Here is a 25949-nt window from a genome sequence, read left to right as displayed (position 1 = left end):
CCGCATTCAATGCTACCGTTTCCCGGCAATAGCCTGGGCCCTAGCAGGTTGTTGATTTCCTATCTGCGTTGCCACTGCAGCGTTGATAATGGGCTCAAATCGGTCATTTATCGTGTATAAACTCCCTCATTTCGCCCGTTTTCGCCTTGCATTGGCTGCCTCGAAAACGGCAATCAACAACCTGCTAGAAGCGATAACTCAGCTCCACACCGTAAGTGGCGGGCTCACCCACTACCGCGGCGTTGTGCCCCAGGGAAGCCCCCAGCGGCATGCCGCCAACAAAGTACTCTTCATCGGTCACGTTCTTACCAAACAGCGCAGCGGAAAACTGGCTGCCCAGCACCTGATCCCAAGAGGCCCGCAAATTCACCAGAGTGTAGGACGGCAGCTCAGTATCCGGTGTTAGGGAGTCCGACGCGTTGGAGAAGTACATGCTGCTTTGATTGTAGACCTCGGCGCGAAGGGCGACTTCCCCGCCCTGGCCATCCCGATAGACCGTGCTGTGGGCATAGACCGACAGGGTATTTTCCGGTGTATTGGCCACTGGCCCGTACTGATATTCAGTGCCAAACAGCTCGGTTTCGCCGTCGGTAAACTCGGCGTCGGTGTAGGTCGCCGCGATGCCTAAATCCAGGTTTGCCAATGGCGAGATACTGGCATCAAACTCAATACCCCGCACTTCCATCTCGGGGATATTGGCGGTCACTGCGATGGAAGCGACATCGCCGGGAGGATCGGGAAACTCAATACGCTGTACGTCTTCGATCCACATATTGTAGATCGCCACATTCATCCGCGCCGGCATAGCACCGATATTGCCCTCGTATTTGAGGCCCAACTCAATGTCCTCGACGGTCTCTTGTTCAAACTTGTTACCACCGCCGGTTGCCCCGGCATTAACCGGCGGCGCCGAACCGTTAAAGCCACCGCTGCGGAAGCTGCCCCGGGCGTTGGCATAGGCGAACAGCGAATCGCTGATGGAATACTCCAGCCCCAGCAGCCAGGAGGGTTCCCTAAAGGTTTCATCCTGCTTTTGCGCAAAGCCATCGACACCTCGGTAGTCGGACTGAGCCAGCTGCTCGATGGAGACATCTTCCTCGGTAAAACGAAGACCGGCAGTCGCTCTCAGCACCGGGCTAAACCGGTATGAGCCCTGCGCGTAAAACGCGGTGGTATCAGTCTCAATGCGGAAGTTGTTGGTGGCATTTACCGCACCGTCAAAGTAGGTTTGCGGCCACAGCGTGTCGGTGCGTTGTTGCTGCAAGTAGATGCCGGTGATGTAGTCGAGATTACCGTCCATCGCCGTACCAGATAACTGCAGCTCATTGGAGTAGGATTCCACTTTGACTTCGTTACCCACTTTGCCGGTAGCCAGATTGCGGGTGGCAAAGGTTGGATACTCCGCACCCAAGGCAGGTTGTTCTGAGTCGGTATCGCCGGCGGTGTAGCCGAGGATATTTTTGATCTGAACATCCTCATTCAATGCGAATGTGGTGGTATTAACCAACACTTCGTCCTCGCCGATATGATCGGCGCCAAAGGGGTGCTGGGTTTTGTAATAGCCCAGCTTTCTCTGCTCCTCGACGGAACCGGCAATAAACTCGGAGCTAGTATTGAGATCCCGGTTGTACTTGGCCTCGTCCTCGGCGGTGTAGATGCTGTAGACATAGGTGGCGCCGGTGTTGGTGCCGTCGCTGCGGGAATAACCGTATACCAGGGTGTTATCCAGCTGATCGTTAGGCATAAAAGATACGGTCAGGCGCGCACTATCCCGGCCGATATCGCCGTGGTCCTCGCCGGTATTCACATTTTCAATATAGCCATCTTTGCTGATGGAATTAGCCGCCAGCCGAACCCGCAACTGGTCTGAGATTGGCAAATTGACCATACCTTCCACTTCCAGCAGGTCGTAGTTGCCGGCCTTTAGCTTCAAGCTGGCTTCGGTCTCGGCGCTGGGCTTGGCGGTAGAGAACAGTACCGCACCACCCGTAGTGTTGCGCCCAAACAGGGTGCCCTGGGGCCCCTTCAAGACCTGGATAGACTCCAGGTCATAAAAGGTGGATGCGCCCTGAATGGTGAGCGGCACCTCATTGAGGTAAGACACTACCGCCGATGGCGAACCCGAGAAGGTATCGGCGGACTGACCGCGAATCGAGTAGGTTAAGGAGTTATTACCCTGAGTTTGACGAATAGTGAGCCCGGGGACGGCCACTTGCAGGTCTGCGTCAGACGTCACCTGCTTTTGCTCCAGCGCTTCAGCGCCCAGTGCCTGCACAGATAGCGGCACTTCGGACAAACTCTCGTTGCGGCGGCGGGCGGTAACGATGACCTCCTCGACCACCCCACGGCTGTTGCTCACGCCGGATGCACTTTCAGCACTATCACCTTGAGCCAGTGCCGGACTGGCACCAAACAGCGACGCCAACAAGGCCGCAGATGCCGGCGCACACCAGTTAAAAGCGCGAGTTTGCCGCGTCCGCCTGCGATTAGAATGAGTGCTATCTATACGCATCGTGTCTTCCCCTTTTTGTAGTCATTGTTTTTATCGTGAATGTTGTAATTATCTTTTTATGCTAGGCGCGCCTATCCTGTATGTCGGGCCCGCCATTCTTGATACGGCTTTATTTAAGTGAACCCTTACCCAGGAAGCCTCTTCAAACTATCGATGAAGACTATGCCTACTGTGGATCCAATGCGCTGGCCCGGGCATCCATCAACTCTTGCAAGTGATTAACCGGGTCACCGGCCGTTATGCCACCATCAATGGGCAGGATCACACCGGTAATTTGCGCGGCACTGTCACTGCACAAGAACAAGGCCGATTTGGCCACGTCGTTGGGGCTACCATGACGTTTGAGTGGTTGGTTGGAATCCCACACCGGCGCCATGGCATCGCGAATTCGCACCATCTGCTCTTCACTCATGCCCGGCAGGGTAAAAGCGGTAAGTGGGGTACGAATATGGCCCGGCGCCATACCACACACTCGAATGTTGTATTCGGCCAGATCGATGGCAGAGCACTTGGTAAAGTGGATCACTGCCGCTTTAGTCACGCGGTAGCTCATCAGCGCCTGCCCCGGCAATATTCCGGCAATGGATGCGTTATTAAGAATGACGCCGCCGCCATTTTCCCTCATCACTTTAGCTGCACTGTGGGTGCCCTTCATTACACCAAACAGGTTGATCCCCACCACCTTGTCAAAATCAGCCAGGTCGTCGTCGAGAAAGCGTGGGTACTGGGCACCGGAAATACCGGCGTTGTTGAACATGATATTCAGGCCGCCAAAGCGCTCTACGGCAGTGTCCACCAACTGCTCTACATCACCGGCCTTAGACACATCCGCCGGCACAAAATGGGCGGCTTCCCCCAAGGACTTGGCGACCTCATTCCCCGCATCGGCATTAACGTCAGCGATAATTACCTTGGCGCCTTGCGCGGCAAACAGCTCGGCAGTGGCTTTACCGATGCCACTGCCGCCGCCGGTAATCACCGCGACTTTTCCTTTGAGCTCTTCGCCCTGCATTGACTGGGACATTAGCGGCGCTCCATCAACAGCGGCAGATTTTCAATGGCGTGAACCGCAACACTGCGCTGATAATGAATTTCTGCATCGGGCTCAGCCAGGCGAATATTCTTGATGCGCTTGATCAGTTCCTTGGCGGCCACTTTGATTTCCATACGCGCCAACTGGGCACCTATGCAGCGGTGAATACCGACGCCAAACGCCACATGGGACATCACGTTTTTACGATCGAGGTTAAATTCTCTCGGGCATTCAAAACGCGCTTCGTCGTCATTACCGGAGGCATACAACACCAGCATGTGAGCGCCTTCCGGCAGTTTTTGCCCCCCCAATTCTGTCTCACGGGTCGTCATCTTTGCCAAACCCCGCACCGGAGGAGCAAAGCGCAGTAGCTCTTCGACAAAGCGGTTCATAAAGCGGTTGTCTTCCACGTTGTCGTAAAGTTGCTCGGCAATATCCGGCATGGTGGCGAGGATATACATCAAGTTGCCAATCGCTGTGGCGGTAGTGTCGTTCCCCGCAATAATCAGCGCCCGAACCAGGGACACGGCTTCTTCAAAGCTGAGCTTTTCGCCGTTATCGAGCTCGGCGTGCACCAAATCCGAGATCATATCCTCTTTGGGGTTGGCCTCGCGGTCCTTCATCTGCTCGATGATGAAGTTTTGTAGCTCGCAAATCTCTCTGGCATTTTCCAGCATTTGCTCGCGATCCTGCATACGGCCAATCTGGGCTGTCACTGCCATTGACCAGCGGGAAATGTTTTCACCGTTGTACTGATCGATACCCATCTGCTCACAGATAACGGCAATAGTCAGGGGAATCGCAAACTCTTTTACGCCGTCGACGACTTCGCCCTTTGCGGCCTTATCGGCAATCTTTTCAATCAGCTCTACGATCACTTTGGTAATACCGGGCTCCAGGGTTTTTACCCGGTGGGCGGAGAAGGCATTGTCCAACAGACCGCGGATGCGCGTATGGTAGGGAGGATCGCTCTTGATGGCATCGGGGAAGAAGCCACCCCCCTCTTTCTCCAGTATCGATTTAAATTCGTCAAAATGACCACTGGCGTACTGGGCCTCGTAGCCCGCTTTATCGGAAAAGGTGTCAGGGTCACGTAGCAACTCGACGATATCCTCGTAGCGGGATACCAACCACATACCCAGCTTTTCGTCGTAGTGAACCGGGTCCTGCTGCCGCATGGTCCAAAAAAAGTCCCGGGGCTGGGCTTGGATTATCGGATCCGCCAGCGACGACGCCGACAAATCCACTTGCTGACGGCCTACTGGACACTCGCTCATACCTGCCTCACCACTCATTGCTTTCCTCTCTTGTGATTCCTTCGGTTTAACGCTCAGCTAAAGCTTACTGTAGAGCCGTTGAACCATTGATAAAAAATTCGGCTTTGCCTGGCTGACTCTGGGTGGCAGTCTCCCGCTCCTTCGCTCCAGAGCGATATTCTCGCGGCCCCACACCGTAAACCCGTTTAAACAGCCGGCTGAAGTGGGCCGGGCTTTTAAAGCCAACCCGAAAGGCAATCTCAGCAATGGAGATTTCCTTGGGAGATGTGGTGGACAACCATTGGTGAGCCACCTTTAAACGCCATTCCCACACCAAGGTAGAGAATGATGAGCCCCGCTGTTTCAGTAAGTGCGACAAATAGCGCTGGGAGATGCCGCAGGCCTCGGCCACCATCGCCGCATTGAGCTTGGGATCGCAGAGATGGATCTCCACAAAACGCAGCACTTCCTGATAGCGCAGTTCTGACAGAGACTGCCGTTGTTGAGTGCAGTCTTCGTGATTTTCCAGTGTATCTGCCAGTACTGTGAGAGCCGTTTCCAGCATCATTTTTTCAACGCGCTCGGACAGTGCCTCACCGTCGTTAAACAGATCGGTGAATACTCGCTCGGCAATACCAAAGGCCGGCTTGCTGGATTGAAGGGGGATGCCCGCACGAATTTCGTGGGGCAGGAAACGACGAAACACATGGGCCGGTACAATAACGTGCAAGACCTCGTGACGGGCATCGTTATCGGTCAAACATTCAATGGTGAAAGGTGTCATCGACTTGGTGATAACAAAGTTGCCCGGACCGGCGGTGTGGGTCGCACCATCTTGCATAATGCGCATCAAGCCGCTGCGAACAAACCACAGCACCATGACGTCGGTGGCATCCTCGCGAATGTGAGTCCAGGAACGGCGGAAAAACAACTTGGTTTTGGATTGCAATCGAATGATGGAGCAGGCACCTACCGATTTCTTATCAGCGCGCACATCAATCACTGAGCCGGCTTCGATGCGGTAATCGCCCAGGTAATACTCCTGGTTGTTCTCTCCGCGAAACGCTTGCTGGCACTCGTGATAGTTTCTCTCGTCGAATGCAAAGAGTGTTTCAGTCATGGCAGTCTCTCCGCTTGATAATTATGTATTGCGGCTTTGGTTGCGGTCTGAGACCCCAACCAAACATCACTGGCTACAATTTACTCAACAGTGGTGTCTAAATATAGGACTGTCAATCCAAGCTGTCTATTCGGGGAGCGAGAAACTATCGACATTTCGCGCAAGGCCCCTACCCCGGCCGCTCAAGCGCTGGGCGGCCGGCACCATAAAATCATTAACCTTTTGATTTAAATGGAATTTCTATAGCGGCTTGCGCTCGGCCAACAGCGCCTCTTTGCAGAGATACTTGGTCGTCGACCAACCGCCATCCAAGTTGATGGTTTGGCCGTTGATATATCCCCCTGCCTCACTGGCCAGGAAGTAGATGGCATTGGCGACATCCGCAGTGGTGCCCTCTCGATCACAGGGCGTCATTTCATGGTTAATGCGGCGGAAGGGCTCGGCTTCCCATGCGGCGTCGGTCATTTCGGTACGAATCACCCCGGGCGCCACCAGGTTAGTGCGAATGCCCTCGGCGCCGTACTGGGCCGCCATTGTCTGGGTGAGCCCCACTAGCCCCGCCTTCACCGCGCAGTAGGCGCCGCCGTCGAGGCCACCCAAAGTGCCAAACACCGAGCCAACATTAATGATCGTGGAGCCGGCCTTCATGACATGCAGAGCCTCGCGGCAGAAGCGAAACGGCGCCTTAAGACTGATATCAATGACTTCATCCAATGTGGCATCGTCAGTGTCGTGAACCGGGGCCCACTTTCCCGCGCCGGCATTGTTAACCAGGCAGTCCAGGCGACCGAATCGGCTCATGGCCAGCTCTACGGCTTTTTTGGGCGTTTCGCTATCGGTAACATCACCAGCGTAAATGGCAACTTGAGCGGTCCCTTCCAGGGATTGCGCCAACGCCGCCAGGCGTTCTTCCCGACGCGCCACCACAACCAAATCGAAACCGCCTTCGGCAAAGCGGCGGGCAACAGTGTCACCAATACCGGAGCTGGCGCCAGTGATCAATGCGACGGGTTTTGAGTTTTGCTGGGTCATGATACTTCTCTCCATTATTCTATTGGGCCCCGGACGGGCAGGCATAATGAATGCCCCTTCCCGCTAAACGCGTAAATTACCCCTTCCCTGCCCCCGCTGTCCGCCGCATAAGCCGCGCTATGCAGCCACAGGCATTTTCATTGTCCGACCTGGACTAAAACCCCGCTCCCAGCCTTCGACCACCGCCCCACTTGCACAAACTGTATACGCACTGACACGACAAGTCGGGAATCCCGGCGCGGCCATTTCTATTATTCTCAACACAAAAATGCCCTCCGGACGCCAACCACCAATGAACCGGAGTCGGGTCTACTACCGCGCAGAGGACCGGTACCATGTCGTACGAACTCAATAATAAACTCGCTGCCAAACGGGAGCCCCTGGCCACCAGCGCCGAGGTGGACCCGGTTACCGCCAGCATTATCCGCGGTGCACTGGAGACAGTGTGCTTTGAAGCCGCCACCCATCTGGGCCGCGCCGCCTCGTCTCCAATCATCAACCAATCCAACGAGCGCAATGCCAGTATTATCGATGCCCACGGCCGCCTGGCTTCCGGCTCTATCGGCACGCCACACCTGACCTTTGTCTCTCAGCTGACGGTGCGTTATGGGCTGGACCAACTGGATGACTACGACTGGGGGCCCGGCGATGTCTTTCTCGGCAACGACCCTGACTACGGAGGCGGCCACCTGCCGGACTACAACGTTTATGCGCCTGTTTACGACAAGAACGGCGAACTGGTACTGGTGCAGGCCCTACAAGCCCACCAGGGCGATACCGGCGGCAAAGATCCCGGCGGCTTTACTTTGGAGGCCACCGACATTTACACCGAAGGCTTGGCAATCCCCTGCGTCAAACTGGTTCACCGTGGCGAGAAGCGTCGCGACATAATCAAGCTGATAGAGCGCAACAACCGCTTCGCCTCCTTCTCCGGCGATCTGGCGGCGATGATCAGTGGCGTGCAGATGGCAGCGCGATTGCTGGAAGAACTGATAGAGAAATGGGGCGCTGACGTGGTCAAGGCCGCCATCAACTACAACATCGACCACACCGAACAGCGTTTCCGTGAGGAAGTCGCCAGGTGGCCGGACGGCTGTTACGAGGCCGACGTGTTTATTGACCACGACACCCAGGGCACCAAGGACGTTAAAGTCCATGTGGCCTGCAAAGTCGAGGGCGACCAGCTCACGGTAGACCTTACCGGCACCGACGACCGGCAGGAACTGGTTGGGGTCTGGAACACCTTTGCCAACAGCCGCTCTTACATCATGGTGCAGCTCGCGGCCTCGGTGGACCCCACCATCGTCAAAAACGAGGGCTTGTTCCACGCTGTGGACATGGTAATTCCCGAGGGCACCATCGCCCACCCGCCCCCCAACAAGCCAGCAGCACTGGGGTCTTTCCACCCCGCCTGTGAGATTACCGAAGCGGTGTGTGTTGCGCTGTCTTCTGTGGTTCCCGAGCGGGCCGCGCCCCAGGTCTACAAAATCGGTATGCCCAATGCCGTTATCGGTTTTGATGAAACTGGCCAGATGTGGATGGACCAGGGGGTAGACGCTCGTTCAATGGACGCCTCGGCGGTTCAGGGTATCGACGGCTGGGGTTCCTGCCCCAACGCGCTGGGCAGCCTGCTGCTTTCGGAAGCCGAAGATGCAGAGGCCCGTTTCCCGGTGATCAACATCAGCCGGGAGATGACCACCGATGCCGGCGGCGCCGGCCAGTGGCGCGGCCAGCCCGGCAGCCTCAACGTTAAAAAAGTCCTGGAGCCCACCATGGCGATGGCCTGGATGGTCTCCGCAGCTCATCCCATGCAGGGTATGTGTGGCGGCGATCCCGCCAGCCCCTACGAAAACCACTTTGAAGTGGGCAGCCCCAACGAATACAAAATCGACCTGGCCGTGCAGGCACAACTGCCTGCCGATGCCGTGATTGCCTATCAGCACGGCGGCGGTGCCGGCTTCGGCCCAGCCTGGCTGCGTGACCCGGAAGCCGTAAAGGAAGATGTGCTGGATGAATACGTCAGCCTTGAGGGCGCCAAAGAACGCTACGGGGTCGTCTTAACCGGTTCCCTCGAAGATTACGACCTCCAGGTCGACCTGGCCGCCACCGAAGCCCTGAGAGCACAAATGCGCGCAGCGCGAGAAGGAGCACAATAATGAATTATCGCGTAGGCATTGATATCGGCGGCACGTTTACTGACTTCGCCCTGCTCAAAGGCGACGAGGTGATCCTCCACAAGAACCTCAGCACCCCGGAAGATCGCTCCCTGGGCGTAATGGAAGGTTTGTCCAAACTGGCGGAAAAAGAGGGCCTGGAGCTGGGGGTGTTTCTGCAGCGCTGTGACGCCATCGTTCACGGTACCACGGTTGCGGACAACACCCTGATCGAAATGAATGGCGCCGTCACCGGCCTGATTACCACCGAAGGTTTCCGGGACGAAATGGAATACCGCCGGGGTTATAAAGAGGATATCTGGGATCTGCGCCTGGAACCCCCTAAACCGATCACGCCACGGCGCCGACGGCTCACGGTGCCCGAACGAATCCTGTTTGACGGCTCCGTCTACAAGGCCCTCGATGAAGACGCGGTGCGGGAGTGCTGTAAGCGCTTTAAAAAGCAAAACGTTGAGTCTGTCGCGATTTCGCTGCTGTTCTCCTTCGTCAATCCCGCCCACGAAAAGCGGGTGGCGGAAATCGTCGCCGAAGAAATGCCCGGCGTACACCTGTCTGTTTCACACCAGGTGCTCCCCCGGGCGCCGGAGTATGACCGCACCAGTACGACCGTGGTCAACGCCTACGTGGCGCCGCCCGTAACCAACTATCTGGAACGATTGGTCAGCCGCCTGCAAGAGGCCGGCTACCAGCGTCAGGTAATGGTGATGCAGGCCAGCGGCGGTGTGATGACCAAAGAGTACATTGAAGGCTCGCCGATTCGCGTGCTGGCCTCTGGCCCCGCCGGCGGCGTGGTAGGTTCGGCCCATACCGGCACTGCCAAGGGCTACCCGGATCTGCTGTGCGTGGATATGGGCGGCACCTCCTACGACATGTCGGTGGTGCTCGGCGGCGAAGCCCCCGCCGTGGCTGGCTGGAATATGCACCACCGCAATTTGGTGGGCGTACCCATGGTCCAGGTGGAAACCCTGGGCGCAGGTGGCGGTTCAATCTGCCATGTCAGTAACGGTGAGCTTCGTGTCGGCCCCGCCTCGGCAGGCTCGGAACCCGGCCCCATCTGCTACGGCCGCGGCGGCACCCGCCCCACCGTCACCGACGCCCTGCTGATGCTGGGTGTGCTGTCCACCGATAAAGGCTTTGCCGGTGGCAGCTTTAGCCTGACCCGGGACGGAGTCGACGAGGCCTTCCAGGCCATTGGCGACGAAATGGGCTACAGCGCCGAAGACGCCGCCTTTGATTGCTGGCGCGTGGTCAACGCCAATATGATACAGGCAGTACGCCGCACCACCGCCGGCAAGGGTATCGACCCCAAAGATATGGTGATGCTGGCCTACGGCGGTAACGGACCGGCCTTTGCCGGCGCCCACGCCGAAGCTCTGGGTATCGACAAAGTGCTGGTGCCCAAGGCGTCACCCACGTTCTCGGCATTGGGCACGCTGGTGGCAAAGCCCGCCATCGATGAAGAGCGCTCCTTCCTGTGCCCAGCGGATAATCCCGACCTGGCGCGCTTGAAGGAACTGTGGCGGGAGCTGGAAGACCGCGCCGTCAGTTACTTTGAGGCGGCCAACTTTAAAGCCAGCGAGATTAACTACCAGTACCAGATCAACATGCGCTACCGCGGTCAGAATTTTGCGCTGACCTTCGACATGCACAGTAGCCAGGGCAAAGAGGACTTGTCTTTCGTCGACCAGGGCTTTAGCGACAAAGCCATCGCCGCCTTCAATGCCCGCCACACTGAAGAATACGGCCATATTCGCGATGCCGAATTGCCCGAAATCGTCGGTGTGCGCTTGGCGACGACGGTCAATACACCATCCCCCCCTGCCGCAGGCGGATACACCGCGGCGGCCAACGAGCCCAGCGCCGCCGGCACGCGGCGGGTCAATTTGGGCCAGGGCTACCAGGACACACCGATATACCGGGGCAGCGATTTGTCGCCGGGGAGCCGGGTTCAAGGCCCGGCGGTGATTCAGGAGACCTTTACCACAATCGTGGTCTACCCACAGTGGCAAGCCATCGTCGACGATGCCGGCGATTATGAGTTGGTGAAAAAATAGCGGGGGGACACAACAACCAGCTCGGTGTAGGGTGGACAGCGTCCTTTTTGTCCACCTGATTTCACCCTGTTAATGGTACCAGCGTGAAGATGGACGCGGCGGACACAAAAAGCAGTGTCCGCCCTACTGTTCCGTAGGTTGGGTTGAAGCATGAAACCCAACGATTGACGACTCCCCGCAGCCCCGGCTTGTTGGGTTTATCAACCCAACCTACGGACGGTGAGGCGTACGGCGATTATCAATGTACGCCGAAGAATCAGTTGTGCACTTGCCGCCGAAATTGCTTCGGCGTCATACCGGTCCAACGCTTAAAGGCCCGACCAAAACTGGATTGCTCGGAGTACCCCAGGTTGGCGGCGACATCGTCCAAGCTGTAGTGATCCTGTTTGAGGTAGGTCTTGGCCAAGGACACCCGCTGCTCTTCCAGCAGATCGGAGAAGCTTTTCTCTGCCTCGCTGAGACGGGCCTGGAGGGTTCTCACGGATACACCCAGCTTCTCGGCACAGCGCTCAATGGAGCAGTTGTTGCTGGCCAGCGCGCCGCGAATATAGTCTTCCACCCGCTCTATGACTGAGTGCCGCGAAGCGTCTTTGACCCGGTCCAAATAGCCACCCAGCAGTTTGTAGACCAGACGGCTGGAGGTCGCCACTCGGCGGTCGAGCAATTCCGCCGGGAAAGCAATGGCGTTTTCGGTGGCGGTGCTGTGAAAACGGCAGCCCAGATGGCGCTCCAGTTCGTAGATATCTTTGGAGCGGGCGTCTACCGACAGGTTGACGTAACTGGGCTTAAAGGTCGCGCCGCCGATCTGACTCAGCAACTTGATATTGAGCATAGTGGCTTGCAGGTTGGCCTGCTTATTCATGCCCACATCGGTGCGAACCCACCAGCGCAGCTCGGCAATATCGCTGCCCTCAACCAGCTCCAGGCAGGTGGCTGGGGAATGGGTGACAGGGATGTAGTCGATAAAGCTGTTGACGGCTTCCCGCATGGTGGACGCCGCCCGGCACAGTGCGGTGACACAACCGTAGATATCCGGTTCCTGCTGCTCGGCCAGAATCATGCCGAACAGCGGGTTGTTCAAGGAACTGCTGCAGTGCTCCAGCACATCCACCACCGAGCGGCAATCGACGTAGTGGTCGGGGTCACGCAGTACCCGGGGATCAATGTCGTGGCGCTCCAGTATCCCGCGGGGATCGGCGCCGTGGTGGCGGACCAGATCTGAAAAGCCGGACAGATTGGCAATACGCATTTGACGCTCGCTGGGCATCGATTCCAGCGGTCCGTCCAGGCTATAAAAATTATTGTCAGCCATTATTGTTCTCTCCTCCGCATACAGGCCCGCCGCGAGGGGCAAGGGGCGACTACTGCGAGTTAGCGCCTGCGAGTTACAGGTCTGCATCAATAGTACAGCATCTCTCACCTACTGTCAGGAATTGGACAACAGTGGTGTGGAGTATAGTGTACACTGAAAACAATCCGTCGACGGCATATCGACGTGACAATTTGTTTACCAAGCACAAAACATATCCCCCTGATTTAAATAAGAAAATTGCTGGAGCCACCATGATCGACATCGAAGAACTCAAAGCCGAAGCCCGCAAATTCATTCGCTACGAAAAAGATCCCGAGACCAAAATCGCCACCCTGACCTTTGCCCGCCCGGAGGCACTGAACGCCACCACCACCGGTATGCGCCAGGTTTACGCCGATTATGTGTTCAAAGCCAATATCGATGACGATGTGAAGGTGTTGGTGATCCGCGGCGAAGGCGACCATTTTGGCAGCGGCGGCGACCTCGGCGAGCAGGGTGATATGTACGGCGAAGGGGAGGATATGTCGCTGCTGCACGAGTTCGGTATCAACGATCCCGACGTCAAATACCCACCCCGGGACTCGTACCGCTTCCTGCACACCATGACCGATCACTACGCCAAAACCGCGGCGGGTAATCGACCACTCCAGGACTTTAAGAAAATCAGCATTATCGAGACCAAGGGCTACTGCTACGGCTGGCATTTCTACCAGGCCGCTGATGCCGACCTGGTGGTCTCCTCGGACGACACCCTGTTCGGCCACCCCGCTTTTCGCTACGCCGGCTGGGGTCCCCGTTTGTGGACCTGGATCGAAACCATCGGCCTGCGCAAGTTCTCAGAAATGCTGTTCACCGGCCGCCCCTTCCCCGCCCAGGAAATGTATGACTGCCAGTTTGTAAACAGCGTGGTACCCCGGGACAAACTGGAAGAAGAAACCGAGAAGTATGCCTCGGCCTGCGCCCGCACCCGCCCCACCGACGTGGTGCAAGTGCAAAAAACCTTTATGGAAATGTACAAGCAGTACCGCGGCGAATACATGGGCAGTCTGCTTACCGGCTTTGTAGAGGGCATGCTGCCGATGATGACGCCGGATCGCCAGGGCCAGGCCGGCGTTGACAGCGACACCTTTGATAAGGGCGTTAACAACGTGGTTAAGGATATGGATATGGAGTACCCGCCGGAGTGGCGACTGGGGCGCTCCAACCGCCGCAAGCCCTGAGCGCGAAAGACCACAATAGAGTGATACGTGATTAGATAGATAACAAGAGAGGCAATCTATGTCTGCACTGTCTGGCATCACCGTCCTGGAGCTGGCCGAAGGCGTTGCCGGCGAATACTGCGGCAAGTTGCTGGCAGAACTGGGTGCCCAGGTGATTAAGCTGGAGCGCCCGGGCTGCGGCAGCCCTACCCGCCGCATGGGGCCCTTTGTGGACTCCGTGGATGCCCCGGAATCCAGCGGCTTATTTGCATTTCTGAACATGGGTAAGCACTCGGTCGAGTACGACCTTGGCGCCGCCTCCCCCCCGGCGAGCTTTAGTCGCTTGCTGGAAAAAGCAGATGTCGTGATCGACGATCACAGCGCCCAGTGGCTGACGGACTGGGGGCTGGATGAAGACGCCGCTGCCCAATCCCACCCCGAACTGGTGCTGTGTTCCATTACGCCCTTCGGGCTCAATCCACCGGAGGACCGCCAATTTGCCGAGGACCTGCAGGTTTTTCATACCAGTGGACTGGGCTACCACACTCCCAGCGGCGCCGATGAGGGACGCCCGCCATTAAAAGGCGCGGGGCGGTTTTTGCCCAGCTACGAAGCCGGCATGGAGGCGGCACTGTGCATCATCGCCTGCCTCAGCGACGGCAGCGAGCCCTTCCAGGGAAGGTTTATCGAGGTGTCCAAGCAATCAGTGATGGCCTCGCGCTCCGACTATGTGCTGGCGCAGATGATTGCCGGCGACATGGATGTCAGCCCCAGCCGCCACCAGTTTGACCTGGGCGGGCCGGCGGGGATATTCCCCTGCCAGGATGGCTTTGTCTATCTGTGGATGTCGGCACCGGCCCACTGGGAGGCCCTGCACCAATTGATCGACGACAATAGCTGGATGGCGGACTTCCCCGACCGCTGGATGGAATTGGAGTGCACCCCGGAGCGGGTCGCCACTTGCCGCCAGCACATCGGTGCCTGGCTGAAAAACCAACACAAGCAGGAAATTGAGGAAGCCGCACAAAAACTGGGGCTGATTCTGGTGGCAGTCAACAATGTCGGCGACCTGCTGGCATCGCCGCAGTACCAATACCGTCACTACTTTGCCGAGATGGCGCACAGTAAACTGGGGACAACTCACTACCCGACCGCCCCTTACACCTTGAGCAAGACCCCTACACAGGCCGCTGTATCGCCGTTGCTGGGGCAGCATACCGCCGACCTCGATATCCTGGCAGGAGGCACGACCTCATGACTAGTCATACCAGAAGTGTCAAATACCAGCGCGGAGGCCCGCTGCAAGGCGTGCGAGTTGTCGAGCTCACCAAGGTTTGGGCGGGCCCCTACGCGGGCAAGCAGCTCGCCTACCTGGGCGCGGAAGTGATTCGCATAGAGAGCGAGGGGTCCCTGGATGTCACCCGGGTCTACGGCGTTAAGGACATCAACCGGGCGCCGGGATTTCAGGCGGTGAATCCGGAAAAACTTAGCGCTCAAATCAACATGAAGTCGGACAAAGGCATCAATTTGATTCTCGACCTTCTCAAGGAAGCCGACATCGTTATCGAAAACCTTCGTCCCGGTGCCATCGAGCGTTTGGGCTTAGGTTATGAGCGGGTTAAAGAGGTCAATCCCGCCATTGTCTACACCTCAATGGGCATGTACGGCAGCGAGGGGCCATTAGCTTATCAAACCGGTTATGCGCCCTGCTTTGTCGCCCTGGGCGGCGTGAGTGCTCTGGCCGGTTACGAGAGCGAGCCCCCGACTGGCATCAACATTCGCTACGCTGATTCCACCTTTGGTACCGCTGCCGCGGTTGCCACTGCCGCCGGCTACTACCACGCCCGCCGCACTGGCGAGGGCCAGTTTATCGATGTCTCGGCCGTAGAAAGCATGACCAGCATGATCGGCGATGCGGTGATGGACTATACCCTCAACGGCCACGTGCGGCAGGCCGATGGCAACCGCCATGAGGATATGGCTCCCCACGGCGTCTACCCCTGCCAGGATCAGGAGTGGGTGTGTATTGCCGCAGGCGATGACCAGCAGTGGCAGCGACTGGCTACCGCTACGGGTATCGAAGGGCTCGCTAAGGACCCGCGTTTCAGTCGCCTCAGTGACCGCAAAGCCAATGAGACGGAACTGGATGCAATACTGGCGGAATGGACCCGAGACAAAGCCGCAGCCGACTTGGCGCTGACTCTGCAGCAGCAAGGCGTTGCCGCCTGTAAAAGCTTCAGCTCTATAGACCTGATATCAGATCACCACCTCTGGGCTAAGGGCTTTTACAGTGACGTCAACTATCCCGACGGCGACAGCCGCCCCACCACCGGCCCCGGCTGGACAATGTCCCGGGGGGCGGCAATAGAAAGGGGCGCCCCCAGCCTGGGTCAACACAACGCGTACATCTTTGGTGAGGTGCTTGGGTTGAGCGAGGAAGAGCAAGCGGCATTGAGCAACGAAGGCGTGACTAAATAGCCGGCGTTTCCTGCCACGGCAACAGCGTAAACCCATCAACACAATCACGAAACATAAAGAAAGGCGGTGTACCTTCGTACACCGCCTTTTTTGTTGCTCAGTCTCTGGTTAAAGATTAAAACTCGTAGCGCAGCGAAGCACCAATGGTACGGGGAGCGCCGTAGGTAAAGGCCGCCCAACCCAGAGCATCGATAACGTTCAAGCCGCCCACCACATACTCTTCATCCGTGGCGTTGTTGACGTAGGTGGCAAAATGCACATCGGAGCCCATCACATTGCGCCAGTCGTAGCGCAGGTTCAATACCGAGTAACTGTCAACGGTGGATACCTTCTTGGCTTCCGCCAAGTCGTCGGCCGTCCAGCCTTCAAAGGCCGCTTGCTGTTCATACACTACTGACGTTTCGTCGGTAAACATTTCGTCCTGCCAGTAGACACTGGCCATTAATGACATGCTGCCTATACTGGAGTCCACCGGCAACTCATAGCGCAGCGACGCGGTCAGACTTTGCTCTGGCATATAGACAAACTCGCTGTCCTCAAGATCCACCTCCACGGTTTCACGATCTTGGGTCTGCGCATTGGTCCAGGTTTGAGTGGAATCCCACTCCTTGTAACTGGCATCCACAAAGGAGTAGGCGAAGGTGGCAGTGATACGGTCCGTGACCGGTACCATCACATCGAATTCCAGACCCATGATTTCTGCTTCGCCGGCATTAACCGTAGCGGTACCAAAGCCCGTTGCAGTCTGCACAGCCTGGGTTTTTTGGATATCTTGGTAATCTTGGTAGTAAGCCGCGAAGTTGGTTCTCAGTGGCACATCGCCCACGTACCAATCGCCTTTGTGGCCCACTTCAAAAGTGGTCACTGTTTCCTCATCGAAGGGCTCAAGTGTCGCGTTATTAGTACCGCGAATATTAAAGCCGCCGGAACGATAACCGGTAGAGATACTACCGTAAATCAACTGGGCATCGTCGGGCGTATAGTTTAAGGACACGCGCCAAGTGGGGCTGTCAAAACTCTCACTCTCAGTGCGCTTGCAATCGGGCACCGGGTTGCCGTCTTTGTCCGTTACCGCACAGTTATAAGTCGGTGGATTCAAGCCCAGACCTGCAAAGTTGCGGACCGTTACTTCCCGGTCGTCCCAACTCTGACGCAGACCAAATGTTGCCGATAATTCTTCATCAAAGCGGTAAGTGGCCTCACCGAAAATCCCCAGAGCCTCATTAACAACATCACCCGCTGGTGCCGACTGGTAAATACCCAGCGCCGCTACAGCCTGCAACTGCTGGGGGAACTGTTGTATACCAGGATGATCGGGGTTTGGTCCGGCGACCTGTACATCACCCCGCTGAGTCCCTTCCATCTCAAACCAGTAGAGGCCAGTTATCCAATCTACTTTACCTTCCATCGCGGTACCCAGCAGCTGGATCTCGTTGCTAAACTGTTCAGATTCTGTGCTCAACAGCGGCGTGCTTTTGGTGACTTCTGTGCCATCATCAGCGCCGATACCGCTGGTTACGGCACCAAACAACGGCAGTGCTGTACCGTCTGCGTCATTGGTACGGTCCCAGGTCATTTCGCGATAGCCGAAGATGTTTTTCAGGATCAAGCCATTGCCCAGATCAAACTCGGTGATATTGGACAACACCGTATTCTCAACCATATCGTCAGCTTTGACATCGGTTTGAATCTCATCGGCATCGTGGGATTTTTGCCAATCCAGAGCGGCATCGATCTGCCCGGCGTAGTTCCAGATGGCGTTTAGCGAACGGCCCAAGCTCACCGAGGAGTTAAATGCCGCCGGAACGGGCACGCGAGCCAGGGTATCGTTTTCATCGTAACCCAGTACAAACAGGTTGCTGACGTTTTCCTGATCGACATTCAAGCTAAAACGGACTGCCTTGGAATCCTCATCCCAAGTATCGTCCAGGTTGTTTTGAGCCATGTTTTCCTGGTAGCCGTCGCGCTGGGAGAGTCGGGTTGCCACACGCGCCTGTACATTATCGCTCAGCACAACGTCAACCGCGCCTTCCAGGCCAAACAAGTTGTAGTCGCCGATTTTTGCTTCGACGTAACCGCCGGGCTCGGTGCCAGGGCGCTTTGAGGTCAGCAGCAACGCACCACCGGTACTGTTGCGGCCAAACAGCGTACCTTGGGGCCCTTTAAGAACCTGCACGTTTTCCAGGTCGTACATCACCAGGTTGGTGCCCGTCGAAGGAGTCAGCACCACATCGTTAAAATAAATAGGAATGGCAGCATCCAGACTGATGGCCGAGTCGGTTGGCCGCTGGCCGCGGATCGATAGTACTGGCTCGTTAGTTGATGTACCACCCGTTGACACGCGGAATGACGGAACCTGTGTCCCCAAGTCGTTCAGTTCTGTGATGTTCTGCTCGCGAATGAAATCGCCGCTTAACACAGATACCGCAACAGGGATGTCCTGCAGGCTTTCCTCACGGCGCCGAGCGGTCACCATCACCTCTTCGATAACCCGCGCCTGCTTTTCCTGTGCAATAGCCTGGGGAACAGCACTTGCCGCTGCTATCGAAACAACCAGGCTGGCCAAGGGGAAACTACCCGAGGCGATACGACCGGCTTTTGTGGCATGGATGGGCTTGTGGTTTGTCATAAGTATTATTCCGCAATGCAAAGATTGTTATTAACTACCGAGTGTGGCGATAGACCAAAGCGACCTGTCTGCTACACAAAGCACACGGTGACCTTGGATGACTCGCCTTACTTGAACACATGTTTAGAGAAGGTAAACCTCCCTTTTGGTGCTGCTAATATTTATTAATGTTATTCATTCACTGCGCGTTGCAGTTGCTTGGATATTCGCACCAGTTTTTATTTTAGTCAACATAGGTGTTCATTATGAACCAGCAAGTTTCACATCTTGACGAATGGCTATGAGGAGGTATTTTTGCCGAGATGCGGTGCTAACAATGCACCCCGTACCGGGAGACAGAAGTTGCCCACGACTGTTATCAATGCAACCCGATAAAAAGGCCATCAAGAGTAGAAAACCAGAAAAAAACCTGTAATTTCAAAACCTTAATCGCGTCATAAGCTAGTGGTTAGTTATACTTTTGACGCGTCACCAAGCACCAAAGAGTTTTGGATGTAGGCAGAAATTTCACGCCCCTGCCCTCCGCTATTCACCAAGCGTTCTGGCAACTTTCTTATGAACAGGCCCAACGAATGTCCATTGAACCCACTAATTTTGAGTCTGCGCCAGCAATCGATAATGACCCATTAGGAAATCACGACTAATCGACGCTAGCTGCCTCGCTGACAGAAACAGGGACACCCGAATAGCGAGGCATAAAATTGATAGGCTCCAAATACTTGCGCAGAGATGTGAGGCGACCCACATTGCTGCCACCATGCTCCCCAGGAGCGCCGGACGCCAGTAGCTCGCCAAACATATGGGTCATGGAAACCACATCACGCCGCAGCCCGGGGTCGGCCTTGACGATGCCGGTAATTTGACCATGTTCGGATTGAATACAGATTTCATCCTCAGGCTCCAGTCCCAAAGAGGCCATCTCATCGGGATGCATATAGGCCCAATTTACCGGGTATCGCCGCCGGGTCCGGGGAGAGTCCCGATAGGCGCTGTTCATGGCCTCCAGAATGCGCCGACAACAAAGGAAGTAAGGGCCGCTGTGGCTATTCTCGGTCGTCAATTCGGCAAGCTCTGCGGCGACGTCGTCGGGACAAAGCGCCAAGCGCCCTCCCAGGCCCTCCGGCGCGGGTCGGACATACTGCTTAGGCACTTCTGGCTGCACCCCTTGCGGGTTGGCCAAAAGCTCGTCGAAGGGCACCACGCTGTCTTTTGCCAGGTAGCGGAACATCGCTTCCGGATCGGGCTCCGCGTCCATATCAAGGGGCAAGCCCTCTTTGATGGCATCAAAATCCTTACCGTAAGACCAGTATTTGAGAGTCAAGGACAAACCCATATGTGCGGCGACCTGCCAGAAAAATGCCCAGTCGTGGATGACACCCGGCGGCATAGCAATCACCGGGCGCGTGTACTGGGCAAACGCCCGTGGATACAGACCGTCACCGGGTATACTGAGCTCGTGGCGCTCAAAGGGCTGGGAGGTAGCCACAATGTAGTCGGCAACCTTACCGGTTTCATTCACTCTGGCATCCAGGCAAACCAGCAAATCCAGTGATTCAAAAGCCGGTAAGGCGACCTCCGGGTCACCCAACGCCATTAGGGGATCGCCCCCAAAGACGATCAAGGCGCGGATTTTATCGCTACCGGGCTCGGTAATCTCTCGGGGCAGCAAGGCCGTTGGAAACTCGCCGAACAGTTGGCCAATATCTTCGCTGCGACACTTTGGTCCCCTCTCCCAGGTGCGCGACGGCGCCACCGCCATCTCGACCACTTTTCTGGGGTTTAGCGTACCGGGGTTGCGCAGCTCATCGCCCTCTCTGCGGTAGCCCCCCACCAGCGCGTTAACCACTTCGATCATATGATCATTAAGATTGGAGTGGGCGGACATCGACGGTCCCGTGCCGCTGCCGACAAAGGGCCGCTCGGCATCGCCGATCCACTTTGCCAGCATCTCCAGTTCGGCAAGGGGGATGTCGCAGCGCTTGGCAACCGTGTCAGGGGTAAAGGGCTTTGTGGCGACTTTAAGTGCGTCCAGTTGGTTGACAAACTGATCGCAAAAATCGTGATTGTAGCTATTATCCCGCAACAGAATATGGGCGACACCGGCAAACAGCGCCGCATCCTGGCCGGGCCGAGGTTGAATATGCAGATCCGCCAGCCGGGCTGTTTCGGTGCGCCGGGGGTCAACCACCACCAGTTTCATCCCTCGGGCTTTGGCGGCCATAAAAGCCTTACCGGGCGCACCGCTCTCCCCGGCGGCAAAGGGGTAGGTCTGATGGCTGACCACCGGGTTGTTACCCACCACCACCGCCAAGTCGATATCATCCAGTGCCGGTTTACCGCTGGCCATCACCCCCATCCGGCCCATGGTGACCCATTTTGCCGACTGATCGATGGTCATGGTGGAAAACAAATTGGGCGAGCCAATTGCCGACAAAAAAGACTTTTCTAACTGGGCACCCAGCACACTGCGATAGGCGCCGGTACCGTGGTAAAGGGCAATAGAGCGGGGACCGTAGCATTCCAGCAAATCTTTAAGTTTGGCGCCGATTTCCTCCAGTGCGAGATCAACATCATAAGGCGCTAGTTCACCACTTTGATTGCGCTTTAATGTATTCACCAAACGCTCTTCGGCGCTGTGAAATTCCGCGCTATTGCGCCCCTTTACGCACATGTAAGCGCCGTAGGGGGACGCACTGCCATCTCCGGACACGGCAATAATCCGATTGTCCTCGACCTCCAAGTCCATGGCGCACAGCGCGCTGCAATTGCGGCAAAAAGACTTCACTTTCTCAGGCATACTCAATCCAACTTGGCGATTACATCAGTGCCCATGCGCCGGGCATTGTCACACCACTCGGCGCGGTCGCGGCCATCGATATGGGTGGCGGCACCGGTGGCTCCCAGTTCCTTTAATCGTCCCAGTTTGTCGACAATGGCTTGGGGCTCCCAGGGCTGACCGGGACGGGTCACACTGGCGACAAAGATCTCTGGCGCTTGCTCTCGGCCCACCTTGGCGCTGTAGTCGCGCATATAGCTAATTGCCTCGGCCAGTTCCTGCTCGTCGCTAATGGAAGCGGTGCGGGCGGTACTGGACAGCGCCGCCGGGGTAAAGAACGGATACCAGCCATCGGCCAGTTCCACCGCCCGGCGGATCGCACGGCGGGAATTTCCCCCCGCTAAAATCGGCGGATGGGGTCGCTGCACCGGCATCGGTCGCAAGCGGTTTTCCCGGGCATTGAAGCCCTCCCCTTCAAATGAAAAGTTCTCTCCTGTCCACGCCGCCTTCATGGCCCGGAGAGATTCATCCATCAGCTCGTTGCGACGCTCAAAATCAATCCCCAGGGCCTTGTACTCCCCCTTCATATAGCCAGCGCCGATACCTAGCGTCAGGCGCCCACCAGAAAACACGTCCAGGGTGGCGGCAGCCCGGGCCACCACAAAGGGGTTCCGATAAGGCAATACTAAAATCCCGGTTTGTAGTCGTAACGTGGTTGTTACTGCGGCCACCAAGCTCAACATAACAAAGGGGTCTTGGGCATCGTGCCCCCCAGCGTCCAACCAGCGTGCAGTGGGACAGGGATGGTCGGTGACATTGCCACCGGCAAAGCCCGACTCCTCCAAGGTCCGCCCTACCTCACGCACGGCGTCCATGTGGAAAAATTCCTCTGCCGCATCGCTGCGGTCAAAGGGCAAAGTCGCGTTAATTTGCATAGCCGTTATTCCTTGTTGGGTTTAATGGGCGCACTCAGCCTCTGCCATCCAGAGTCCATTCGCCTTTGCTATTGCGCAGCCAGCCGCTGGATGCCCAGGTTCCGCCGTCCACCGGCATCACCATGCCGGTCACGTAACGACTCATATCGGAACAAAGGAAGGCCGCCGCATCGCCGCACTCACTATCGATACCCGGTCGCCCCAGGGGAATACGCCGCGCCACCGCCTCAAAATGGGCCTCATCGGGCTGGAACCAACTTTCCGGATCAACTGGGCCGCTAATATTGCCCCGGGTACCGGGTGTCACGGTGTAGTCCGGCGCAATGGCGTTAACCCGAATACCGTGCTCGGCAAACTCCAGCGCCGCTGAGCGGGTAAAGTTCTCCACTCCCGCTTTGCAGGCGCCGTATACCGCGTAGTTGGGCGCGGCCCTGGAGGCTTCGATACTGCTGACATTGACAATGGCACCCCCTGCACCGCCGCGAATCATGTAGGGAACTACCGCCGAGGTCAGGGAGAACACACTGCCCAGATTGAGGTCCATCAGCTTTCGCCAATTTCCGGCGTGCTGATCGAGAAAGCGGCGGCGACTGACGCCCCCGGCGTTATTCACCAATATATCGATGCGACCAAACTGGCTGTAGACCTTGTCCACCAGATCATTAGTAAACGCCGCGTCAACGACATCTCCCGAATAACAGGCTGCCTCTACCTCCAACTCGGCGAGTCGATCCCGCACTTCATCGCAGCGCTCGGCGATTCGATCGACCACTACAATGTTCGCCCCCGCTTCTGCCAACCGCAGTGCTATGGCTCGACCGATACCGCCGCCAGAACCGGTGACAATGGCCACTTTGCCCCGCAATCCCAGATCAAAATGTGGTTCCTGTTCTCCAGCCATCACTCCCCCTAACGGATTAATTTATCCTTGCGGATAGAGCGCTCCATCATGCCGAAGCTCTCTTCGCCATCCCAGCGATAGCGCACCCCGGTCTGTTGAAGAACAGGAAAATTAGGCGGCATATTGGGGCGCCCCATGGCAAAGGTGGACACCCAAGTTTGCCCTTGGATCTCGATATTGCCCCGCGGGGTTTCCAGCACACAGGACACGTCGTCGCCGTAAGGCTCAAGCCGGAACAGCCACGGTGCTTTGATTACCCGGGCCGGCATCAGCTCGCCGTCGCCATCAAACACATAGCCTTCGTTGTAGGTGGGTTTACCGTCGTCCCGGGGCGGATAGGCGTTGTAGCCAAAAGCCTTACCGCTGGGGAACAGACAGGACTGCCAGCAATGCCCCCAAAAATCCTGAACATTGCGCACGCCCTGGCGCCGTATACGCAGCCCGCTACCCTGTAAGTGATGGGTCCGCCCATCCACCTGCAAGCGACCTTCGGTGCGAAACAACTGCTCAAAGCGGTCGCCGCCCATAAAGTCGCCCTCCTGCCCCTGCAGCACATCCGAGGCCTGGGTATTCATGGTGCCCTGTATCCAGGGTGGCACCGCCATAGTGGTTTTGAGAGAGAACGCCACATCCACCTTGGGGCCCTCGCCAGGTAATGCGCCGTCCATCTGCGCCTGGGTGGTCATGACTTCAGCCTGGCCCTCAAAGGTCACATCCCAACGCTTAAAGGGCTCAACGCAGTGAAACCGTAACGGCCCGGCTCCCAGCACCGAGGGCTCACCCTCAGGTCCCATTGTCGGGTGCGCCTCTAAGGTATCCCGAACGATAAACACCCGCCCGTCGGGATAAGCCACATTCACCGATAACAAATGCCTATCCCAATCTGGGGCTACCGCCTCTACTGCAAAACGGGGAATCCCCACGATGCCCTGATCGTCAGACACCCACATATTCACCGCATCCCGCATACCCTCGATGTCGGGGCATTCTGGGAAAAAATAATCCCGCTCGGGTGGCATACCGCCGGTAAGATCGATTGTCATGACTCCCCCTGTTGTCAGGTAATTTTTACTTTCCCTACCCCGAGAAACGCTGGCAGTACCCAGCGAAATAGGGCCGCATCGCCTCGACATCGATTCCGTAACGTTGCCCTGGCGACAGCCCCTTGGGACGGGATTGGCGCTGACTTTCATTGTCCTGCCACCAGCGGGCCATACCTTCCCGGAAAGCCTCACTGACCGCCTCCCCCATCCACCCATACAAGCCGCAGACTTGCACAATGGGATCGGCCTGCATATCGCTAAAGGCAATATCGTAAAACCGGTGCTCGTGCCCCTTGTCACGAAACGCCAGTGTGCGCTCCATACCCTTTGACCAGTGCTGAAGGTTCAGCTCGATCAAGTAATCGTTATCGCTGTGCTCGGTAAAACGGCACAAAATATCGGCGTAAACATCCACCACCGACGGAATGACCTCGGCCGGATCTCGATGGGTCATTACAAAGCGCGCATCGGGAAAGGCCTTGTTAAGATCGTCGAGAAAAAGCAAATGGGTGGGGCATTTAAGCCGCCAGGGCCGGGTCGGCATCTGCCATTGCAAAAGCTTCAACACCCGGCGCTGATAGCGATAAGTCGATTCCAGATCCGCGTCCAACAACCACGCCGAATAGCGAGGCACATAGGCAAAGGCCTGAAAGATATGGGATTTAAAATCCAGTGCCATAAGGTCTTGGCACTCCGCCGCCTCTTTGCCCCCGGAAGGCGTGTGGGATTGCAGACCCGCGCGCTGCTGTTTTTGCCGCTCCTCCACCGCCCGCGGGTCATCGCCCTCCACCGTTCCCGGCGGCGGGCAGGGCTGCGCCGCCTCCCAGCGCCGCAGGTAGCGAATTTCGGGGTCTTCGGCCAGCAGAAAGGACAGCGCCGTCGATCCGGTTCTGGGCAGGGACAAACCAAACAAGGGCTTGTCGATAGGCTCGTCATCGATTTCCGGGTGGCGGCGATACCACTCCTCCACCTGCAAGCGCTGGGTGAGATGGGTAACAATCCGGTGGCTGAGAAATTGCTCACCCAACTCGTTGAGGCGAGCCTCCTGGGACAGAGAGTCAGTGAGCACTTCCAGTCCCTCTCGGAAGCTATCGGGACCAAAGTCAGACAGCCCCGATTGACGCTGCGCCTGGTCCATAAAGGCTTTGGCTGTTTGCATAGTTGACTCTTATCGTTTTTGTTTACCCTGCCGGGTGGTTTTTTTGTGCTTACAGCACGGGTTTTATTTGGGCTTTCTGCGGCCCTTTATTCGTTGGGCACTCTGTCGAATGTGTATTTGCAATTCCATAGCACGGGTTTCGCCCTGCTGGGCGACTGACTTTCTCTTTGCTTGTCCAAAGAGAAAGTAAGCAAAGAGAAAAGACACCCTGCAGAGCCGCTGCTGGCAAAAAGACGCCAGCAGTTCCTTGCGCTTCTCGGGCCAAAACGGGCGCTGCGGAACTCGCTTCGCTCAAACAGTCCTCGCGCTTATTCCGTTTTGTCCCTGCGATGCTCA

The 25949-nt window shown here is 57.0% G+C and carries 17 protein-coding genes; 5 read left to right on the top strand and 12 right to left on the bottom strand.

Going from position 1 to position 25949, the window contains the following annotated elements; genetic code table 11:
* Nucleotides 1-184 precede the first annotated feature (184 nt).
* The 5 genes from I6N98_RS06515 to I6N98_RS06495 form a co-directional block, all read right to left on the bottom strand.
* Nucleotides 185-2359 (bottom strand): TonB-dependent receptor, encoded by a 2175-nt coding sequence (locus I6N98_RS06515; RefSeq protein WP_198570982.1) that lies wholly within the window; start codon nt 2357-2359, stop codon nt 185-187.
* A gap of 319 nt (nt 2360-2678) precedes the next feature.
* A complete protein-coding gene (locus tag I6N98_RS06510) occupies nt 2679-3536 on the bottom strand; it encodes an SDR family NAD(P)-dependent oxidoreductase (RefSeq protein ID WP_198570981.1) in 858 nt (285 codons plus the stop codon).
* On the bottom strand, nt 3536-4840 hold the full coding sequence (locus I6N98_RS06505) for a cytochrome P450 (RefSeq protein ID WP_198570980.1): 1305 nt from the start codon (nt 4838-4840) through the stop codon (nt 3536-3538). Before I6N98_RS06505 ends, I6N98_RS06510 begins: the two co-directional genes overlap by 1 nt.
* A gap of 46 nt (nt 4841-4886) precedes the next feature.
* Nucleotides 4887-5921, bottom strand: coding sequence for an AraC family transcriptional regulator (locus I6N98_RS06500; protein WP_198570979.1), 1035 nt, complete (start codon nt 5919-5921; stop codon nt 4887-4889).
* Nucleotides 5922-6161: 240 nt separating this feature from the next.
* Entirely contained in the window at nt 6162-6953 is a 792-nt protein-coding gene (locus I6N98_RS06495) for an SDR family NAD(P)-dependent oxidoreductase (protein ID WP_198570978.1), read from the bottom strand.
* 335 nt (nt 6954-7288) lie between these two features.
* Here I6N98_RS06495 and I6N98_RS06490 point away from each other — a divergent pair, with 335 nt between their 5' ends.
* Together I6N98_RS06490 and I6N98_RS06485 are read left to right on the top strand one after the other, a co-directional pair.
* Nucleotides 7289-9109: a hydantoinase B/oxoprolinase family protein gene (locus I6N98_RS06490; RefSeq protein WP_198570977.1), complete on the top strand. Its 1821-nt coding sequence runs from the start codon at nt 7289-7291 to the stop codon at nt 9107-9109.
* Nucleotides 9109-11181, top strand: coding sequence for a hydantoinase/oxoprolinase family protein (locus I6N98_RS06485; RefSeq protein WP_198570976.1), 2073 nt, complete (start codon nt 9109-9111; stop codon nt 11179-11181). The genes I6N98_RS06490 and I6N98_RS06485 overlap by 1 nt, the downstream gene beginning before the upstream one ends.
* A 256-nt stretch (nt 11182-11437) precedes the next feature.
* Here I6N98_RS06485 and I6N98_RS06480 read toward each other — a convergent pair whose 3' ends face one another.
* Nucleotides 11438-12493, bottom strand: a complete 1056-nt coding sequence (locus I6N98_RS06480) for an AraC family transcriptional regulator (protein WP_198570975.1) — start codon at nt 12491-12493, stop codon at nt 11438-11440.
* A 251-nt stretch (nt 12494-12744) separates the two neighbouring features.
* Here I6N98_RS06480 and I6N98_RS06475 point away from each other — a divergent pair, with 251 nt between their 5' ends.
* From I6N98_RS06475 to I6N98_RS06465, 3 genes are read left to right on the top strand one after another with little or no spacing between them, the layout of a single operon-like run.
* Entirely contained in the window at nt 12745-13713 is a 969-nt protein-coding gene (locus I6N98_RS06475; RefSeq protein ID WP_198570974.1) for an enoyl-CoA hydratase/isomerase family protein, read from the top strand.
* Between the two features lie 58 nt (nt 13714-13771).
* A complete protein-coding gene (locus tag I6N98_RS06470; RefSeq protein ID WP_198570973.1) occupies nt 13772-14950 on the top strand; it encodes a CoA transferase in 1179 nt (392 codons plus the stop codon).
* Complete coding sequence (locus I6N98_RS06465) at nt 14947-16170, top strand: CaiB/BaiF CoA transferase family protein (RefSeq protein ID WP_198570972.1); 1224 nt, start codon at nt 14947-14949, stop codon at nt 16168-16170. Before I6N98_RS06470 ends, I6N98_RS06465 begins: the two co-directional genes overlap by 4 nt.
* 115 nt (nt 16171-16285) lie before the next feature.
* Here I6N98_RS06465 and I6N98_RS06460 read toward each other — a convergent pair whose 3' ends face one another.
* The 6 genes from I6N98_RS06460 to I6N98_RS06435 form a co-directional block, all read right to left on the bottom strand.
* Nucleotides 16286-18799: a TonB-dependent receptor gene (locus tag I6N98_RS06460; protein WP_198570971.1), complete on the bottom strand. Its 2514-nt coding sequence runs from the start codon at nt 18797-18799 to the stop codon at nt 16286-16288.
* Between the two features lie 640 nt (nt 18800-19439).
* The gene (locus tag I6N98_RS06455; protein WP_198570970.1) at nt 19440-21596 is read right to left on the bottom strand and encodes a molybdopterin-containing oxidoreductase family protein; all 2157 of its coding nucleotides are present in this window, start codon (nt 21594-21596) and stop codon (nt 19440-19442) included.
* Between the two features lie 2 nt (nt 21597-21598).
* Nucleotides 21599-22510 carry an LLM class F420-dependent oxidoreductase gene (locus I6N98_RS06450; protein WP_198570969.1) on the bottom strand — a complete coding sequence of 304 codons (912 nt, stop codon included), beginning with the start codon at nt 22508-22510 and terminating at the stop codon, nt 21599-21601.
* 34 nt (nt 22511-22544) lie between these two features.
* Complete coding sequence (locus tag I6N98_RS06445; protein ID WP_198570968.1) at nt 22545-23411, bottom strand: SDR family NAD(P)-dependent oxidoreductase; 867 nt, start codon at nt 23409-23411, stop codon at nt 22545-22547.
* Nucleotides 23412-23419: 8 nt separating this feature from the next.
* Nucleotides 23420-24454, bottom strand: coding sequence for a hypothetical protein (locus I6N98_RS06440; RefSeq protein WP_198570967.1), 1035 nt, complete (start codon nt 24452-24454; stop codon nt 23420-23422).
* 34 nt (nt 24455-24488) lie between these two features.
* Entirely contained in the window at nt 24489-25613 is a 1125-nt protein-coding gene (locus I6N98_RS06435; RefSeq protein WP_198570966.1) for a sulfotransferase family protein, read from the bottom strand.
* Nucleotides 25614-25949 lie beyond the last annotated feature (336 nt).

It is taken from the genome of Spongiibacter nanhainus, assembly GCF_016132545.1.
GTDB lineage: Bacteria > Pseudomonadota > Gammaproteobacteria > Pseudomonadales > Spongiibacteraceae > Spongiibacter > Spongiibacter nanhainus.
The sequence above is the reverse complement of the archived record's forward strand: the minus strand, read 5'-3'. Positions and strand labels throughout refer to the sequence as shown.

Coding starts and splice junctions, on each gene's coding strand:
- I6N98_RS06435 (WP_198570966.1), bottom strand. CDS start 25,613: ATGCAAACAGCCAAAGCCTTTATGGACCAGGCGCAGCGTCAATCGGGG.
- I6N98_RS06440 (WP_198570967.1), bottom strand. CDS start 24,454: ATGACAATCGATCTTACCGGCGGTATGCCACCCGAGCGGGATTATTTT.
- I6N98_RS06500 (WP_198570979.1), bottom strand. CDS start 5,921: ATGACTGAAACACTCTTTGCATTCGACGAGAGAAACTATCACGAGTGC.
- I6N98_RS06490 (WP_198570977.1), top strand. CDS start 7,289: ATGTCGTACGAACTCAATAATAAACTCGCTGCCAAACGGGAGCCCCTG.
- I6N98_RS06450 (WP_198570969.1), bottom strand. CDS start 22,510: ATGCAAATTAACGCGACTTTGCCCTTTGACCGCAGCGATGCGGCAGAG.
- I6N98_RS06455 (WP_198570970.1), bottom strand. CDS start 21,596: ATGCCTGAGAAAGTGAAGTCTTTTTGCCGCAATTGCAGCGCGCTGTGC.
- I6N98_RS06445 (WP_198570968.1), bottom strand. CDS start 23,411: ATGGCTGGAGAACAGGAACCACATTTTGATCTGGGATTGCGGGGCAAA.
- I6N98_RS06480 (WP_198570975.1), bottom strand. CDS start 12,493: ATGGCTGACAATAATTTTTATAGCCTGGACGGACCGCTGGAATCGATG.
- I6N98_RS06465 (WP_198570972.1), top strand. CDS start 14,947: ATGACTAGTCATACCAGAAGTGTCAAATACCAGCGCGGAGGCCCGCTG.
- I6N98_RS06475 (WP_198570974.1), top strand. CDS start 12,745: ATGATCGACATCGAAGAACTCAAAGCCGAAGCCCGCAAATTCATTCGC.
- I6N98_RS06495 (WP_198570978.1), bottom strand. CDS start 6,953: ATGACCCAGCAAAACTCAAAACCCGTCGCATTGATCACTGGCGCCAGC.
- I6N98_RS06510 (WP_198570981.1), bottom strand. CDS start 3,536: ATGTCCCAGTCAATGCAGGGCGAAGAGCTCAAAGGAAAAGTCGCGGTG.
- I6N98_RS06460 (WP_198570971.1), bottom strand. CDS start 18,799: ATGACAAACCACAAGCCCATCCATGCCACAAAAGCCGGTCGTATCGCC.
- I6N98_RS06505 (WP_198570980.1), bottom strand. CDS start 4,840: ATGAGTGGTGAGGCAGGTATGAGCGAGTGTCCAGTAGGCCGTCAGCAA.
- I6N98_RS06470 (WP_198570973.1), top strand. CDS start 13,772: ATGTCTGCACTGTCTGGCATCACCGTCCTGGAGCTGGCCGAAGGCGTT.
- I6N98_RS06485 (WP_198570976.1), top strand. CDS start 9,109: ATGAATTATCGCGTAGGCATTGATATCGGCGGCACGTTTACTGACTTC.